A 15417-nucleotide genomic window follows, 5' to 3' on the forward strand; every position below is an offset into this window, starting at 1 on the left:
ACTCACCCGTCCGCCGCTCGACGCCTGGTAGCAAGCTACCATCGTTTCCGCTCGACTTGCATGTGTTAAGCCTGCCGCCAGCGTTCAATCTGAGCCATGATCAAACTCTTCAGTTTAAATCATACAAGAATCCGAAGATTCTTAATTCTTGCTCAAGACAAAACTCAATTTTCGACGAGTCGCTTGCCTTGGTATTTCTTGTCGAAATACTCCAGCCAGCGCCCACACGAATTACTTGGTCAATTTGTTAAAGAGCGTTTGAGCCGTTGCTCAATCAAGGAGGCGTATTCTACATTGAATGCCGACCCTGTCAACTGTTATTTTGAAGAACTTTAAAAGCTATTTCTTCAATACTTTCAAACAGTTATTTCTCTCAAAACACTCCGCTGTTCCGGTGTGTCCCTCAAGCGAGATGCGCATTCTACAGACCCACACAGATCTGTCAACGGCCATCTCGAAAAAACTCAAAATAACCTTAAATTGGTTACGCAATGATCAGAATACGGGCTATTTTCTTCTTCCCGGCCTGGATTACGCAACTATCACCCTCTACAAACGCGCGATCGCCCTCAAACTTCTGGCCATCCACGAAAACAGCACCCCGCCCGAGAACATCTCTCGCTGCTGCTCCATTCTTAACAAGACCTGCAAGCCGCAACACCGAGGCCATCAAAACCTCTGACTGACCATCCAGCGAAACCTCAACCAATGGAACATTCTCCGGAATCTCTCCGAGCGCAACCCGATTGCCCGCAGACTTATGAGCCGTTTTCGCAGCATCCTCATCATGAAACCGGGCGATGATCTCCTCTGCCAAAAGCTTTTTATAATCCTGAGGGTTAGCTCCGGCATTCACCGCGCCCCTGAACTCATCTACCTCTGCAAGGGGACGGAAGCTCAATAGCTCAAAATAACGCCACAACAATTCATCTGGCACAGACAGGAGCTTGGTATACATTTCACCAGGGGAATCATTGACACCAATATAGTTACCCAAAGATTTGGACATCTTCTGTACGCCATCCAAACCCTCAAGGATCGGCATCGTGAGCACCGCCTGAGGGCGCTGACCATAATGCTTCTGCAGAATACGCCCCATCAGAAGATTGAACTTCTGGTCTGTACCCCCCAACTCAACATCAGCCTCCAGCGCCACTGAGTCGTAACCCTGTATCAAAGGATACAGAAACTCATGAATAGCAATCGGCTGTTCGGAGCTGTACCGTTTAGTAAAGTCATCCCGCTCCAGCATCCTTGCGACCGTATACTGACCGGCCAGACGAATCATGTCCGCCGCTGTCATTTTCCCCATCCATTCAGAATTGAAAACAACCCGCGTTTTTTCTCGGTCCAGAATCTTGAAGACCTGCTCTTTATAGGTAACCGCATTCTGCGCCACCTGCTCATCCGTCAGCGGCGGCCGGGTAGCACTCTTACCAGAGGGATCACCGATTTTCCCGGTAAAATCGCCGATCAGAAAAATCACCTCATGACCAAGATCCTGAAACTGACGCAACTTGTTAATGAGAACAGTGTGCCCAAGATGGAGGTCGGGAGCAGTCGGATCGAAACCCGCCTTAATCCGGAGAGGACGACCTTCCTTCAGTTTTGCTATCAGATCGCCTTCCGGAATCAGCTCGTCTGCGCCTCGCTTGATAATAGCCAGGACTTCATCAATAGATGCCATGAATTACCCGTCCCCAGTCAGTTTCACAAAATTATCTGTTACAGACCTCTACAAAAGAAATCTGTGAGTTACCCGGCGCCCTGCTAATGTGTAGGTGTTCAGTTTTTAAACAAAACCTGACAGACAGAGCTGGCGCATTATATCAACGACGCCGCAAGAAATCCGGCGGGCAATACAACAACCGTAATGTTCTGTGCTGTTCCACATGCTTTTAATACGGTAATCTGTCGTTTCATACCTGAACAACAGCTTTAATTAGGTAGCTCAACCTGCCGGAATACCGATTAAAACGGATGCGATACGTGCTGAAAATGTTCCCCAAAATCCATATTACTATTGCCGCTGCTGCAACCATTGTAGTGACCGCCGCTCTGTTGATGAGCCCCAGCTCAGATGTTGAGGCAAACCGGATGTCCTACTCTATAGACCTGGAGCAGGGAAACGCATCGGAGATCATCTCGAATGCAACGCCGCAAGAACCCGCTGCAACTGGAGAGCGAATTATTACCGTTGCCGCCAGCCAGGCAGACGCTATCCCGAAAACGGAGAACCCGGCTAAGAATGAGGCAAAACCACGCATAGCATGGCAAACATTCGACATAAAGCCTGGCGACACCCTGTCTTCCCTCTTCAAAAAAGCCGGCTTCAATGATGGGATCATGCTCTCCGTTATCCATGGCGAGGGCGAAGCCGATAAACTGCAACACCTTTACGCAGGAGAAACAATCCGGTTTGCCACGGACAGCCAGGGCGAGCTTGTTGCTATCGAGCTCCAGCGCAGTTTGTTGGAATCATTAAAGATAGTGAAGCAGGACGGGTCGTTTGAAGGCGAAACGAAAATGCGTGAGCCTCAGTCCAGACCTGCATTTGCTTCAGGTACAATTGATGGTTCGCTTTATCTCGCTGCCCGCGAAGCTGGACTTAACGATCGCCTGACGATGGAGCTTGCCGGGATTTTCGGTTGGGATATCGATTTTGTCTACGACGTCCGCAAAGGCGATCAGTTTGAAGTGGTCTATGAAGAGTTATACCTGGACGGGGAAAAGTTCAGTACTGGCCGTATCCTGTCAGCCCGCTTTATAAACCGCGGCAAGGAAAACATCGCTCTTCGTTATACCGACAGCAAGGGCAACACTGATTACTACACCCCGGACGGAAAAAGTATGCGCAAAGCTTTCTTGCGCACACCTATAAACGCCAGGGTATCTTCAGCATTTAACCTTCAGCGCCGCCACCCTGTGCTTGATGTTGTTCGCCCTCACGAAGGTACGGACTATGCCGCCCCCCCAGGCACCCCAATCAAAGCTGCAGGTAATGGGCGGGTGCAGTTTGCTGGCTGGAAAGGCGGGTATGGCCGCACAGTCATCCTGAAGCACGGCGATAATATAACAACCCTCTATGCGCACATGAGCCGAATAGGCAAGAACATGAAAAACGGGTTGCGCGTCAAACAAGGCGACACCCTCGGCTATGTTGGCTCGTCCGGCATGGTCACCGGCCCTCACCTGCACTATGAGTTCCGGGTCAACGGCTCTCCACGCAACTCCAGAACTGTGAAGCTCCCGGACGCCCAGCCTGTTCCGGCATCTGAACTGGCACGGTTCAAGAAGATTACCGGGCAGCAAGTTGCACAGTTTGAAGCATTCAGAAGCAACTATCAGCACCTTGCTTTGGCCTCGGAAGACTAAACTCCGTGGATACCTGGATAGGACTTATGTCCGGCACCAGCATGGACGGCATTGACGCCGTGCTGGTGTCCTTTCAGGACAATACTCTCTGCATCCACGAAACATTCTCCAAGCCATACCCCGAAGAACTGCGCCAACGGTTGTTACTTGCAAGCCAGAATCACGCAACCCCAGACGAAGTTGGCGAACTGGACACGCTGACAGGCGTGCTGTTTGCAGAGACAGCAGAACAGCTTATTTACAACTGTAGCCTGGACCACTCTTCAATTCGTGCAATCGGCAGCCACGGCCAGACACTACGTCATCAGCCCTCAGGCCCGAGCCACTTTTCTCTTCAGGTAGGCAATCCCTCCATCATTGCGGAAAAAACCGGCATCACAACCATAGGTGATTTTCGTAGTCGGGACATGGCTGCAGGTGGGCAAGGAGCCCCACTGGTTCCCGCCTTCCACAAGCATTTCTTTGGCTCTGGAAGCGAAGACCGGTGCATTCTGAACCTTGGTGGAATCGCAAATATAACCTGGATTCCATCCAGCTCCGGCCGCCCTGTAACAGGATTCGATACGGGACCGGCAAATGCCCTGATTGATGCCTGGTGTCATGACCAGACCGGACGACTCTATGATGAAGATGGCCGATGGGCCCAGGAAGGCATTGTCCAGCAGGCACTACTTACCGACATGCTGTCGGACGCTTACTTCGAGCGTCCGGCACCCAAAAGCACAGGCAAAGAGAAGTTCAATCTCGACTGGATTAAAACCGTGGTAAAACGACATGGTGAAATCCGGCCAGAAGACGTGCAACGCACACTGCTACAACTGACAGTAATAACGGCAGTCCGGCAAATGCCGCAGTCTCCGGCCATGGCTGTTTATGCCTGCGGGGGAGGGACACGAAACCGGCTACTGATGAAAGAACTGGCTTTGGCGCTCAGCCCTGTCCGTTTACTCGATACCGCAGAACTGGGGCTTGATCCCCAATGGGTAGAGCCAACGGCGTTTGCATGGCTGGCCAGGCAAACAATGGAAGGCAAGCCGGGAAATCTGCCAGAGGTAACCGGAGCAAAAGGGCCCCGTATACTTGGCGCGATATACCCGGCCTGAGCCAGCAACGTCTTTCTGAGCGACCGGTGCTTTCAATAGTTCTCAGATAGTAAATGAACTTCCACAGCCGCAAGTAGAGCTGGCATTCGGATTCTGCACCACAAACTGAGAACCCTGGAGACCTTCCTGATAATCAATGGTGGCACCCACAAGATACTGGTAACTCATAGGGTCTACCAAAAGAACGGCTCCATCCCGCTCCACAACCGTGTCTTCTTCATCCTGACTCTCATCGAATGAGAACCCATACTGAAATCCGGAACAGCCACCACCTGTGACGAACACGCGAAGCCTGAGTTCGGGATTCCCCTCTTCCTCAATCAATTCGCGTACTTTGCCGGCCGCACTGTCGCTTAAGAACAGTGGTACTGCCATTTGCTGCTGAACTACACTCAAGTTCGCCTCCGGATTACCTGATACAACTATGGGGATTATGGTATTCCTGAGTAAAACAATCAACTATTCAGATTTTCCACCAGCATGCTCCGCCAGTTCGCTGACGTCATCATCAAGCCTGGCACCGCCGGAGTTGGCGGCTGGTGTTTTATCCTGCGTCAGCAGTCCGGAAGGCTCACGCTGATGGACAAGATTGCCGTTTACCGACGCTCCCATGGCCATCTGGATAAGATTGTAGTACACGCTTCCGTTGACAGCGGCCTTCTCCGCCAGCTCCAGATGAGCAGACGCATAGACATCGCCATGGACCGTACCATTGATAATCACGTGAGGCGCAGAAATGTCGCCGGTAATCTCCCCCACCTCCGACACGCGCAAGACCGCATCACTGCCGTCCTCGGCTAATACCTTGCCACGAATATGGCCATCAACATGCAAGCCGCCAGAGAAATGCACATCACCTTCGATGGTCGTTCGTGACGAAATCAAAGTGTCAAAGTTCCCAGTTGGCCGGCGGGGCTTCTGTTTTTTCTTGCCTAGCATTTCTAGTTCTCCGTTAAATCGTCCCAGTTGAATGTGCGTTCAGCCTGCGAGGATTTGCGCCCTTCAGCCTGAGCAACCACTTGTACTTCAAGTGGTTCGAAATCATCAGGCAGCGCCAGTCTGCCTTCCACGTCCTGAAAGTACCGAAACCGGAATTTCACGCCAAGATCCTGAATTTCCTGCGACAAATCGCGCAGCGCAATAACTTCCTTCTTGTCGTCACGCATGCCAATTATGTTAACGGCCACGACGCCCGAAATATAACTCTTGTTATTGCCTACCTGCGTCAGCACCAACTTGAAACTGTAAACGCCGGACTGGCGATCGCTGGCCAGCGAAAAGCGGTCCACCTGCAATCCCTTGCTTGTCTCTGATGGAGCCATAATATTTTTGTAGAAAGTCAGGTCAGATTGCAGGGCGCTGACACGGGTCTCCAGATCCACTATGGTTTTCCGGGCCTGTTTCAGCGCCTGTTCATCCATTAACTGGCCTCGTTCGAGATTGACCAATTGCTGTAGTGCCTCACTATGGCTGGCTTCCAGCGCAGTGATCTTATCCTCCAGCCGCTCACTGGATTCTTCAGCACTGGTGAAACGATAACCGCCCTGCACCACGCCAACTGCATAACCAACCACTGCAGCCACTAATGTAAACACCAACAGAATCAACGACCGTCTCAGCCGGTACCCCGGCCGGTGGCGGATAACCACATACTCCTCCGCCGGTTTACGCTGTTCGCTCACTAGCATTCCTCAGGGCAGTAATGCAGGCGCGTCAAGACCCTGCGTTTCTTTGAGACCAAGCATTATGTTCATATTCTGAACAGCCTGACCCGCAGCACCTTTAACCAGGTTATCTATAACAGACGAAATGATAACAATGTTGCTCTGCTCCTGCCGGTGCAGCGCCATACGACACAGATTCGCTCCCCGCACACTGCGGGTTTCCGGATGGCTGCCGAAAGGCATCACATCAACAAACGGCTCATCCCGATACCGTTCTTCGTACAGCAGTTGCAGGCGATCAAAATCAGCCGGGTTCTTCAACTCCGCATATAGCGTTGCCTCTATGCCCCGAACCATCGGCACAAGGTGCGGTACAAAGGTTACACCGGTTGCAGTGCCGGCGGCGGCAGACAAGCCCTGCCGGATTTCCGGTAAGTGGCGATGACCCGATGCACCGTAGGCCTTGAAGCTTTCGCTGACCTCACCGTACAGCATGCCGATCTTGGCCTGCCGGCCACCGCCACTGGCACCGGATTTTGCGTCGGCAATCAACCGGGACGGATCTACAAGCCCTTTTTCCAGCAAAGGCAAAAAGCCAAGCTGGACTGCCGTCGGGTAACATCCAGGATTGGCAACCAACTGAGCCCTGGCAATCTCATCCCGCACAACTTCCGGTAATCCGTATACTGCCTTTTCAGCCCATTCGGGGGATTCGTGTGGCATTCCGTACCATTCGGACCACACATTAAGGTCCTTCAGACGGAAATCTGCAGAGAGGTCAATTACCCGGACACCGGATGCCATAAGCTCGGGGATCATACGCATGGCAACGCCATGGGGCGTCGCAAAAAACACCAGGTCACACTGCGCCAGAACACTGGGATCAGGCTCTGAAAATGCCAGGTCGAAATGCCCGCGGAGATTCGGGTACATTTCGGCCACGGGCATCCCTGCCTCTGACCGGGAGGTAATACAACTCACCGTAACTTCAGGGTGAACGGCGAGAATTCTGAGCAGCTCGACGCCGGTATACCCGGTGCCGCCAACGATACCTACTTTAATCAACTTACTCTCCAGCGACGTCGTATCAGGACTTGGAAGTGAATCTCTTATACTATCATGATAAACCAACGACTTATTGCAGCTTGCAGGACGACGGTTACAATGTTGTCAGAAACCCTCTGGCAGGCCACCCTCTTGTTCCGGAACACCGGCATCCATGAATAAATTCTGGCATAAGATTGGCGAAAAACTGATCACGGCATTCCCGCCAAGATTCTCCGGCGTAGATTCATTACCTCAACTGGCCATCCTCGGTCTGCTATCGGGGCTGGTTACCGGTGCAGTCATTCTGATTTTCAGGCTGGCCATCGAGTGGCCCCTGGAACACTTTCTGCCAGGCGAGGGGTCAGAAGCATTTGAGAGTCTGGACATTCTTACCCGGGGGCTGCTCCCCCTGGCGGGGGCTCTTGGCCTCGGTCTGTTACTTCACCGTCTGGCAACTCAGGACCGGAAGGTAGGGGTTGCTCACGTCATGGAGCGCCTGAACTACCACCAGGGTTACATCACTATGAGAAGCGCTGTTATCCAATTCATTTTGGGCGTAACAACCGTCGTCACAGGACAATCCGCAGGCCGTGAAGGGCCGGCCGTGCATTTGGGAGCTGCGTTTTCGAGTTTGATGGGGCAGTGGATGCGGCTACCAAACAACAGCATCCGCACGCTGGTTGCCTGTGGATGCGCTGCAGCCATTTCCGCATCATTCAACACGCCGATTTCCGGAGTTATTTTTGCCATGGAAGTGGTGATGATGGAATATACCATTGCAGGCTTCACCCCCATCATTCTTGCAGCTGTCAGTGCTGCTATCGTAACCCAGGTCGTATACGGCACAGAGCCAGCGTTCAGCGTTCCGGCCCTGACAATGAACTCGCTGCTGGAGATACCCTGGATTCTGGTTATTGCCATCGTTATTGGTATCGCTGCAGCGCTTTTCATCCGCCTGGTCGATTCCATGGGACGCTTCAATGACCGCCCCATTTTCCTCCGCGTGATTATTGCCGGCGTTCTGATGGTTCCTGCCGCGATACTGGTGCCTCAGACCATGGGAATTGGCTACGACACGGTCAATGAAACCATAAACGGCGAGCTCGGCTTCTGGCTGTTACTGAGCGCGGGAGCGGCCAAACTTGTGATCACAGCCCTGACTGTAGGGTTGGGTATGCCAAGCAGCATTATCGGTCCAACACTGTTCATGGGCGCCACCCTTGGTGGAGCCATGGGACTGATAGGCGCCGAGATCATACCCGAGCATGCGTCATCTGTGGGTTTTTACGCCATGCTCGGGATGGGCGCCATGATGGGCGCAGTGCTGCAAGCGCCGCTGGCTGCGCTCATGGCGCTGATGGAGCTGACCCGGAATCCACACATCATTCTCCCGGGCATGCTTATTATCACTACATCCACCCTCATCACGAGCGAGGCATTTGGACAAAAGTCCCTGTTCCTTACGGTTTTGAAAAGCCAGGGTCTGAGCTATCAAAGTTCACCGGTTATTCAGGCCCTGCGCCGGGTATCCGTGGCCGCGATCATGGACAAAAGCATTCTGCGCATCGAAAGGCACCTGACAACCGAGGAGGCCCGGAAGGCCCTGAAAGCGGAGCCTAAGTGGCTGGTGGTAGAGGGCAGCAACGGGCCAACCTCCCTGTTACCCGCAGTCGATCTGGCGCGGTATCTGGAAGACCACGGCGAAGTGGCTGCAGAGAACGATGCTGAACAGCCAAAATCCATTGATCTGATGGATATCCCGGCTAACCGTCGTGATATTGCACCCGTGCAATATCAGGCCACGCTCGAAGAAGCCCTGCAGGAATTCGAAACGACAAGCGCCGAAGCTCTGTATGTACAACGCCATGTGGCGCCAATGATTCAACGGATTTATGGTGTCGTGCTTAAATCCGATATCGAAAGTTATTACCAATATCGACGGAGCTGATCAATGTTGTGGGTTAAAGCCTTTCACATAATATCTCTGGTGTGCTGGTTTGCAGGTATTTTTTACCTGCCCAGACTGTTTGTATACCATGCTGCCTGCGAAGATAAACCCGGACGTGAGCGCTTCAAAATCATGGAAAGGAAGCTCTACCGGGGCATTACCACCCCGTCGATGATTGCCACTGTGATATTTGGTATCTGGCTGCTCAGTTATAACGTATCAGGCTATTTCAGCCAGGGCTGGCTGCATGTAAAACTGGTTCTTGTGGCACTACTGATTGTCTATCACTTTTATTGCGGTCATCTGGTCAAGGTGTTTCGAGACGACCAGAACACCCGTAGCCATGTCTTCTACCGCTGGTTCAATGAACTGCCCGTATTCATTCTGCTGGCCGTTGTTATCCTCGCTGTCGTTAAACCTTTTTAGGGAGTTTTAGCCATCAAACATTACACTCGCCCTCAGGTACTTGTTCTTTCCGGCCTGGACCCCTCCGGCGGCGCCGGCATTCAGGCCGACATCCAGGCCATCACGTCACTGGGGTGCCACCCATTGCCGGTACTTACCTGCCTGACTGTTCAGGACACCCGCAATGTTTACGATGCCGAGGCCGTCAACCCGGAACTGATTCGTGAACAACTCCGGTGCCTCTCCGAAGATGTCCCCATTCACGCTGTCAAAACCGGGGCCCTTGGCAACGCCGCAGTAGTCGATGTGCTCGCGGAGTTTCTTGAGAATTACCCTGACATCCCGGTTATCACCGATCCGGTAATCAAGGCAGCGGGCGGCGGCGATCTTGCAGATGACGACCTGCTTTCAGCCATGAAAAAGCGACTGTTCCCCCTGGCTGAAATGATAACTCCCAACGGCGTAGAGCTGGCTCTGCTGGGAGAGAATGACAATCCCGATGAGGCTGCACGCAGGCTAATTGAGGAAGGGTGCACATCGGTGCTTGCAACCGGAGGCCACGGAACCGGCGTTCGCATCACCAATACACTTTACACCTATTCTCCAACCCCGATGTCGTGGAACATAGAGCGTATTGGAGGCGAATATCATGGCACCGGCTGTACGCTCGCAGCAGCTATTGCGGCAGGGCGAGCTCAGGGGTTATCCCCCCGTGCCGCAATTTCCCAGGCTCAAAACTACGTGCATCGCACGATCCTGCACGCACTTGAGGTGGGCAGGGGACAGCCAGTTCCAGACCGGGGCATTTTGTGGGAACGATGAAACCCCGCGTGCCGACAGGGCTTTACGCAATTACCGATAGCGGACTTACACCTCCTGCAACACTGGTTGCGTCCGTGGAAGCGGCGATTCTGGGTGGCGCAGTGATGGTACAATACCGTGAAAAGCTCGCCCCGATGGCGGAGCGCCTGGCCCAGGCCAGAAGCCTGCAATCAGTATGCTCTGCAGCTGGAGTACCATTACTTATTAATGATGACGCCACCCTCGCCAAACGGGTAGGTGCTGCAGGGGTTCACCTTGGCCAGTCAGATGGCTCTGCCTCTGAGGCCCGCCAACTGCTCGGCTATGACGCCATCATCGGCATTACCTGCCATGCAGACCCTGCACTTGCAAAGACCGCCATGGAGGCCGGAGCAGACTACCTGGCCTTTGGCCGTTTTTTTAACTCATCAACCAAGCCCGAAGCCCCTGCAGCTCCTACCGGCATACTGGCTCAAGCAAAGCGCTTCAACCTGCCAGTTACTGCTATTGGCGGTATCACCACAGAAAACGGTGAGCAGCTGATCCGGGCTGGCGCCGACCTGTTGGCCGTTGTCGGCGGGCTTTTTGGGGATAGCCCCGAAGCCATCAAGCAAAAGGCACAGGAATTTCAAAGGCTGTTTACCAGCCACCACCCTCTCTTTTCGACCCCCGATAACAGGAGCTCTCAAAAATGACGCACTCCGAAACCCTATTCGAACAGGCTCAAAAATATATCCCTGGCGGCGTAAACTCACCCGTCCGTGCATTCCGCGGCGTGGGCGGCACCCCGATCTTTTTTAACCACGCCCAGGGTGCTTACCTGTACGACGAGGATGGCAAGAAATATATCGATTACATTGGCTCCTGGGGCCCAATGATTCTTGGCCATTCGGAACAGCGCATTAAAGATGCCCTGCACGCTCAGGTTGATCAGGGTGTCGGCTATGGGGCTCCTACCTCAATCGAAACCGATATGGCACGGAAAGTCTGTGAACTGGTCCCGTCGATTGATCTGGTCCGCATGGTGAACTCCGGTACAGAAGCCACCATGAGCGCTATTCGTCTGGCCCGCGGCTTCACCGGGCGCGACAAGATCGTGAAATTTGAAGGTTGCTATCACGGTCATGCGGACTCTCTGCTGGTGAAGGCTGGCTCCGGGGCGCTGACTCTGGGCGTACCCAACTCACCTGGTGTTCCCGCCAGCCTGGCCGAACTGACACTGACTCTGGACTTCAATGATATTGAGGGCGTCCGCGAGACCTTCAGTAAAATAGGCGACCAGATTGCCGCTATCATCGTAGAGCCTGTGGCAGGCAACATGAACTGCATCCCGCCAGTTCCTGGCTTCCTGGAAGGGCTGCGGGAAGTCTGCGATGAGTACGGAACCGTGCTGATTTTCGATGAGGTAATGACCGGATTCCGGGTATCTCTGGGTGGGGCTCAGGGCCTGTATGGCGTATCTCCGGATCTGACGGCACTGGGCAAAGTTATCGGTGGAGGCTTGCCCGTTGGCGCTTTCGGCGGAAAACGGGAAATCATGGAACACATAGCTCCTCTTGGTCCGGTTTACCAGGCGGGCACACTGAGCGGAAATCCCCTGGCCATGTGCGCTGGCCTCGCCACATTGAATGCTATTTCTGAGCCGGGCTTTCATGACCGTCTGGCACAAAAAACGCTTGCGGTACGGGACGGCCTCAAGTCAGCTGCGGATGCAACAGGCATACCCCTCACTGTTCAGGGCGCTGGAGCCATGTTCGGTTTCTTTTTCACGGATCAACCCAGCATCACCCGCTTTGATCAAGTGATGAAGTGCGACGTGGAACGCTTCAAAAAGTTCTTCCAGGGCATGCTTAAAGAGGGAATTTACCTTGCCCCCTCTGCATTTGAGGCCGGCTTCACCAGTGCGGCACTAACGGATGAGGATATTGCCGAAACGGTCAGAGCAGCGAAAAAAGTGATGGCTACTCTCTAACGGCTACTCATTTAAAAATGATCTGGCGGGCTAAACGCCAGATACTGCACTGCTGGCGCCGCTACTCCCTGCCTGGAAATTTCCAGGCAGGGACATAAGGCAATATATCCACTACAGGGCAGAGGCCCGCTCTTCTGCCTGACTGGCCCCCGCTACGTTACCCCGGGCCCGACGTATATCCGCCAGCAATAACCAGCCCGCACGCTGCAGCCGGGCATCATTCCCCGCCAGCGACAACCCCTTAAGCGTAAACTGCTCTGCCGTGCCAAGCTTGTTGCCAGCCACGTATGCTTCCGACAGTTTGAAGTAAACCTCCGCCGACCTTGGCGCGATGCGTTGCGCACGTTCCAGCCGCACAATCGCGCCCTCGGCATTGCCATTACTCAACAGGCGGTCTGCCTCACGCACCAGGCTCAACGCAGCTGGTGACAGCTCATCCCCGGCATCACTGTAGCTGGGCTTGCTACTACGCGGAGCCTGTTCCGGCTTACGGACCTCCGGCTGCTCACTTTTTCGCCAGACCTGCGGCTTTTCGTTATTCTCCGTAGTACGTGGTGGCTCCGGGGCGCTGGAAGCTTCTCCGCCTGCAGGCACATAAACAGAACCACCCGGGCCGGAGGCACACCCAGCCAGACTCAGTAACGCCAGGACCATACCCGTATTAAGAATACCTTGCCTACTCATTGGAACAACCCTTCAAACCAGCCTCGAATTTTCCGTTCCAGAGTACCAGAGCAGGACACTTTCTGTGTCGGCTCACTACCCGATATAAACGGCATAAGACGCGCATTATCGCAATACTCGTCAGTTAATGCCTGCATTTCAGGATTTACCCAGTGATAGCTCACGCCATCGGGAACCACCGGAGAAAAACCGTGCTGGGGAACCTGAGCCATAAAGCGGGACCATACAGGCAGGGCTCCGGTGGCTCCGGTCAGTGCCGTTGGGCCATTATCGTCACGCCCTACCCAGGCCACCGCCAGCAAGTCGCCACTGAATCCTGCGAACCAGGAATCACGACCATCATCGGTTGTTCCTGTTTTACCAGCCAGCGTCAGTTCTTTTGGAAGCGAATAGTAAGCCGAGCGCCCGGTACCTTCCTGCATGGTTTCCTGCATTGCGTACTGCAGTAAATGCACGGCTGCAGGATCTGCAACCTGGTCCACTTCCAGGCTATAGCGTGAAAGCGCTTTGCCATCGGAATCAGTCACTTCCCGGATGGTGCGCAGGGGCGTATTAAATCCCGAGGTGGCCAACCCCTGATAGATCTGGGCTACAGTTACCGGACTCATGGCAACCGAACCAAGCAGCATTGAGGGGTATTCCGAAATAGGTGTAACCACACCAAAAGCTCGCAGGGTCTCGCGGACAGCAGGAACGCCAACATCCAGACCTACCCGCACTGCCGGCAGATTGTATGAGCGAGAAAGGGCAAGATGCAGAGGAACCTCTCCGCGTTCTTTACCGTCATAGTTTTTGGGCTCCCAGCGCTTGCCATCATCGAATTCCAGAGCGAAGGACTTGTCGAGCACCGGGGTCATCAGGGTATAGCGTTCCGGCTGCTCCAGTGCAGTCAGGTATGTAAAGGGCTTGATCAGCGAGCCAATCGGACGGTGGGCATCCAAAGCCCGGTTGAACCCCGCAAACTGAGGATTTTTTCCACCAACAAGTGCCAGGACCTCGCCGGTATCTTTGGACGTTACTACAAGAGTTGCCTCCAGAGCCTTAGCGGTATCGCCGCGGGCCAGCCGGGGCACTGTATCCGTAATGGCATATTCGGCAGCATACTGAATAGCCGGATCAAGGGTAGTAAATATGCGAAGCCCTTCGCTGCGCAGGTCCTCTTCCCTGTAATCACGCGCCAGGTGACGCCGTACAAGATCGATGTAGGCAGGATAACGGTTTTCAGAGTACGACGGCTTTGCGCTGACTCCCAGCGACAGGCCGCGCGCGCGCGCGGCTTTCGATGCATCAATGAGGCCCGCTTCTTCCATCTCACTGATAACCAGATTCCGGCGCTGGGTAGCTCGCTCCGGGTGCCGGCGCGGATTATAGTAGCTCGGACCTTTGACCATACCCACAAGCAGAGCAATCTGATGCACACCCAGATCTCTCAGTGACTCACCAAAATAAAACTGGCTGGCAAGCCCGAACCCGTTAATGCTTCGGGTGCCCGCCTGGCCCAGATACACCTCGTTAAGATAGGTTTCCAGGATGTCGTCTTTCTCGTAATGCAGCTCGAGCAGGATCGACATTAACGCCTCATTTCCCTTTCGCAACAGCGTCTGATCCCGGGTAAGCAAGAAGTTTTTTACCAGCTGCTGAGTCAGGGTACTGCCACCCTGGACGATCTGCCCGGCGCGCAGATTCGCCAGCATGGCCCGGGCGATAGAGGCCGGTGCGATTCCGAAGTGATCGTAGAAATTCCTGTCTTCCACCGCCATAAGTGCAGCTGGCAACAGAGAAGGAACATCATCCAGGCGCACAAGAATCCGGTCTTCCTTGTGGGCGGGATAAATTCCGCCGATGCGGGCCGGCTCCAGCCGCACGATTGCCGCGCCATCTCCGGCCAGGACAGAAAAATCCTGAACCCTGTCACCATAAATGTTCAGTGAAAGCTTCCGCCGGGGCTCGTCCCCGTCAGGAAAGCGAAAGCCCCGGGTACTGATAATAAAATGCCCGCCATTGCGGAGATAACTGCCAGGTTTCGCGCCATCACCTTTACGATAGCCAGATAGTGCCAACTCCCGTTCCAGTGCCCCGGAACTCACACCAGCGCCGTCATAAAGTTCCATAGGGCGGGCATAAACCCGCGATGGCACTTCAAACCTCCGTCCTTCAAACCGGTCAGTAACGACTGCATCGAGATAGACCATCCAGCCCGCCAGCAACACAAACCCAATGGCGGAAACACGGACGACCATTTTCCAGAACCAGGAGCCACGCTCTTTCCGGTTGTTTTTGCTTCGGGATTTTCTATTTGGTTTCGAGGGGGATCTGTTTTTTTTCATGGCTGGATTATAACGAAGCCTGCACGACATAAGGCAGACCAACTGTGTGTTATTTCTGTAACCTCCCCGCTATGATAGGACAATAGAAATC

Annotated in this window: 14 protein-coding genes and 1 rRNA gene; 7 read left to right on the plus strand and 8 right to left on the minus strand. The window is 53.9% G+C overall.

The genetic code is table 11. From position 1 onward, the window contains the following. Both CPA50_RS16055 and tyrS read right to left on the minus strand, forming a co-directional pair. Window positions 1–116: ribosomal RNA gene (locus CPA50_RS16055) — 16S ribosomal RNA — on the minus strand; the annotation flags it as partial. A gap of 368 nt (window positions 117–484) precedes the next feature. After that, on the minus strand, window positions 485–1687 hold the full coding sequence (tyrS, locus tag CPA50_RS16060; protein WP_096783560.1) for a tyrosine--tRNA ligase: 1203 nt from the start codon (window positions 1685–1687) through the stop codon (window positions 485–487). A 302-nt stretch (window positions 1688–1989) separates the two neighbouring features. On the opposite strand from tyrS, the gene CPA50_RS16065 reads away from it, so the two are divergent. Both CPA50_RS16065 and CPA50_RS16070 read left to right on the plus strand, forming a co-directional pair. Then, window positions 1990–3375: a M23 family metallopeptidase gene (locus CPA50_RS16065; RefSeq protein WP_096783786.1), complete on the plus strand. Its 1386-nt coding sequence runs from the start codon at window positions 1990–1992 to the stop codon at window positions 3373–3375. A gap of 5 nt (window positions 3376–3380) precedes the next feature. Further along, window positions 3381–4478 (plus strand): anhydro-N-acetylmuramic acid kinase, encoded by a 1098-nt coding sequence (locus CPA50_RS16070; protein ID WP_096783561.1) that lies wholly within the window; start codon window positions 3381–3383, stop codon window positions 4476–4478. 42 nt (window positions 4479–4520) lie between these two features. On the opposite strand, the gene erpA is transcribed toward CPA50_RS16070, so the two are convergent. The 4 genes from erpA to argC form a co-directional block, all read right to left on the minus strand. Next, window positions 4521–4853: an iron-sulfur cluster insertion protein ErpA gene (gene erpA, locus CPA50_RS16075; RefSeq protein ID WP_202971786.1), complete on the minus strand. Its 333-nt coding sequence runs from the start codon at window positions 4851–4853 to the stop codon at window positions 4521–4523. 84 nt (window positions 4854–4937) lie between these two features. Beyond that, window positions 4938–5417 carry a bactofilin family protein gene (locus tag CPA50_RS16080; RefSeq protein ID WP_096783563.1) on the minus strand — a complete coding sequence of 160 codons (480 nt, stop codon included), beginning with the start codon at window positions 5415–5417 and terminating at the stop codon, window positions 4938–4940. Between the two features lie 2 nt (window positions 5418–5419). Then, window positions 5420–6160 carry a DUF6776 family protein gene (locus tag CPA50_RS16085; RefSeq protein WP_096783564.1) on the minus strand — a complete coding sequence of 247 codons (741 nt, stop codon included), beginning with the start codon at window positions 6158–6160 and terminating at the stop codon, window positions 5420–5422. A gap of 9 nt (window positions 6161–6169) precedes the next feature. After that, the gene (argC, locus tag CPA50_RS16090; protein WP_096783565.1) at window positions 6170–7207 is read right to left on the minus strand and encodes an N-acetyl-gamma-glutamyl-phosphate reductase; all 1038 of its coding nucleotides are present in this window, start codon (window positions 7205–7207) and stop codon (window positions 6170–6172) included. A gap of 154 nt (window positions 7208–7361) precedes the next feature. Between argC and CPA50_RS16095 the strand changes: the two genes are divergently transcribed. The 5 genes from CPA50_RS16095 to hemL are packed head-to-tail and all read left to right on the plus strand — an operon-like array spanning window position 7362 to window position 12315. Then, window positions 7362–9137, plus strand: coding sequence for a chloride channel protein (locus tag CPA50_RS16095; RefSeq protein WP_096783566.1), 1776 nt, complete (start codon window positions 7362–7364; stop codon window positions 9135–9137). A gap of 3 nt (window positions 9138–9140) precedes the next feature. Beyond that, window positions 9141–9563, plus strand: coding sequence for a protoporphyrinogen oxidase HemJ (gene hemJ / locus CPA50_RS16100; RefSeq protein ID WP_096783567.1), 423 nt, complete (start codon window positions 9141–9143; stop codon window positions 9561–9563). A 12-nt stretch (window positions 9564–9575) separates the two neighbouring features. Next, window positions 9576–10364: a bifunctional hydroxymethylpyrimidine kinase/phosphomethylpyrimidine kinase gene (thiD, locus tag CPA50_RS16105; protein ID WP_413772172.1), complete on the plus strand. Its 789-nt coding sequence runs from the start codon at window positions 9576–9578 to the stop codon at window positions 10362–10364. After that, the gene (thiE, locus tag CPA50_RS16110) at window positions 10352–11038 is read left to right on the plus strand and encodes a thiamine phosphate synthase (RefSeq protein WP_179397249.1); all 687 of its coding nucleotides are present in this window, start codon (window positions 10352–10354) and stop codon (window positions 11036–11038) included. Before thiD ends, thiE begins: the two co-directional genes overlap by 13 nt. Then, on the plus strand, window positions 11035–12315 hold the full coding sequence (gene hemL, locus CPA50_RS16115) for a glutamate-1-semialdehyde 2,1-aminomutase (RefSeq protein ID WP_096783570.1): 1281 nt from the start codon (window positions 11035–11037) through the stop codon (window positions 12313–12315). Before thiE ends, hemL begins: the two co-directional genes overlap by 4 nt. Window positions 12316–12426: 111 nt before the next feature. On the opposite strand, the gene CPA50_RS16120 is transcribed toward hemL, so the two are convergent. Both CPA50_RS16120 and mrcB read right to left on the minus strand, forming a co-directional pair. Then, a complete protein-coding gene (locus CPA50_RS16120) occupies window positions 12427–12999 on the minus strand; it encodes a tetratricopeptide repeat protein (protein WP_096783571.1) in 573 nt (190 codons plus the stop codon). Beyond that, window positions 12996–15239, minus strand: coding sequence for a penicillin-binding protein 1B (mrcB, locus tag CPA50_RS16125; protein WP_227519694.1), 2244 nt, complete (start codon window positions 15237–15239; stop codon window positions 12996–12998). Before mrcB ends, CPA50_RS16120 begins: the two co-directional genes overlap by 4 nt. Window positions 15240–15417: the final 178 nt, after the last annotated feature.

This window comes from Marinobacter sp. ANT_B65 (assembly GCF_002407605.1).
Classification (GTDB): Bacteria; Pseudomonadota; Gammaproteobacteria; order Pseudomonadales; family Oleiphilaceae; genus Marinobacter.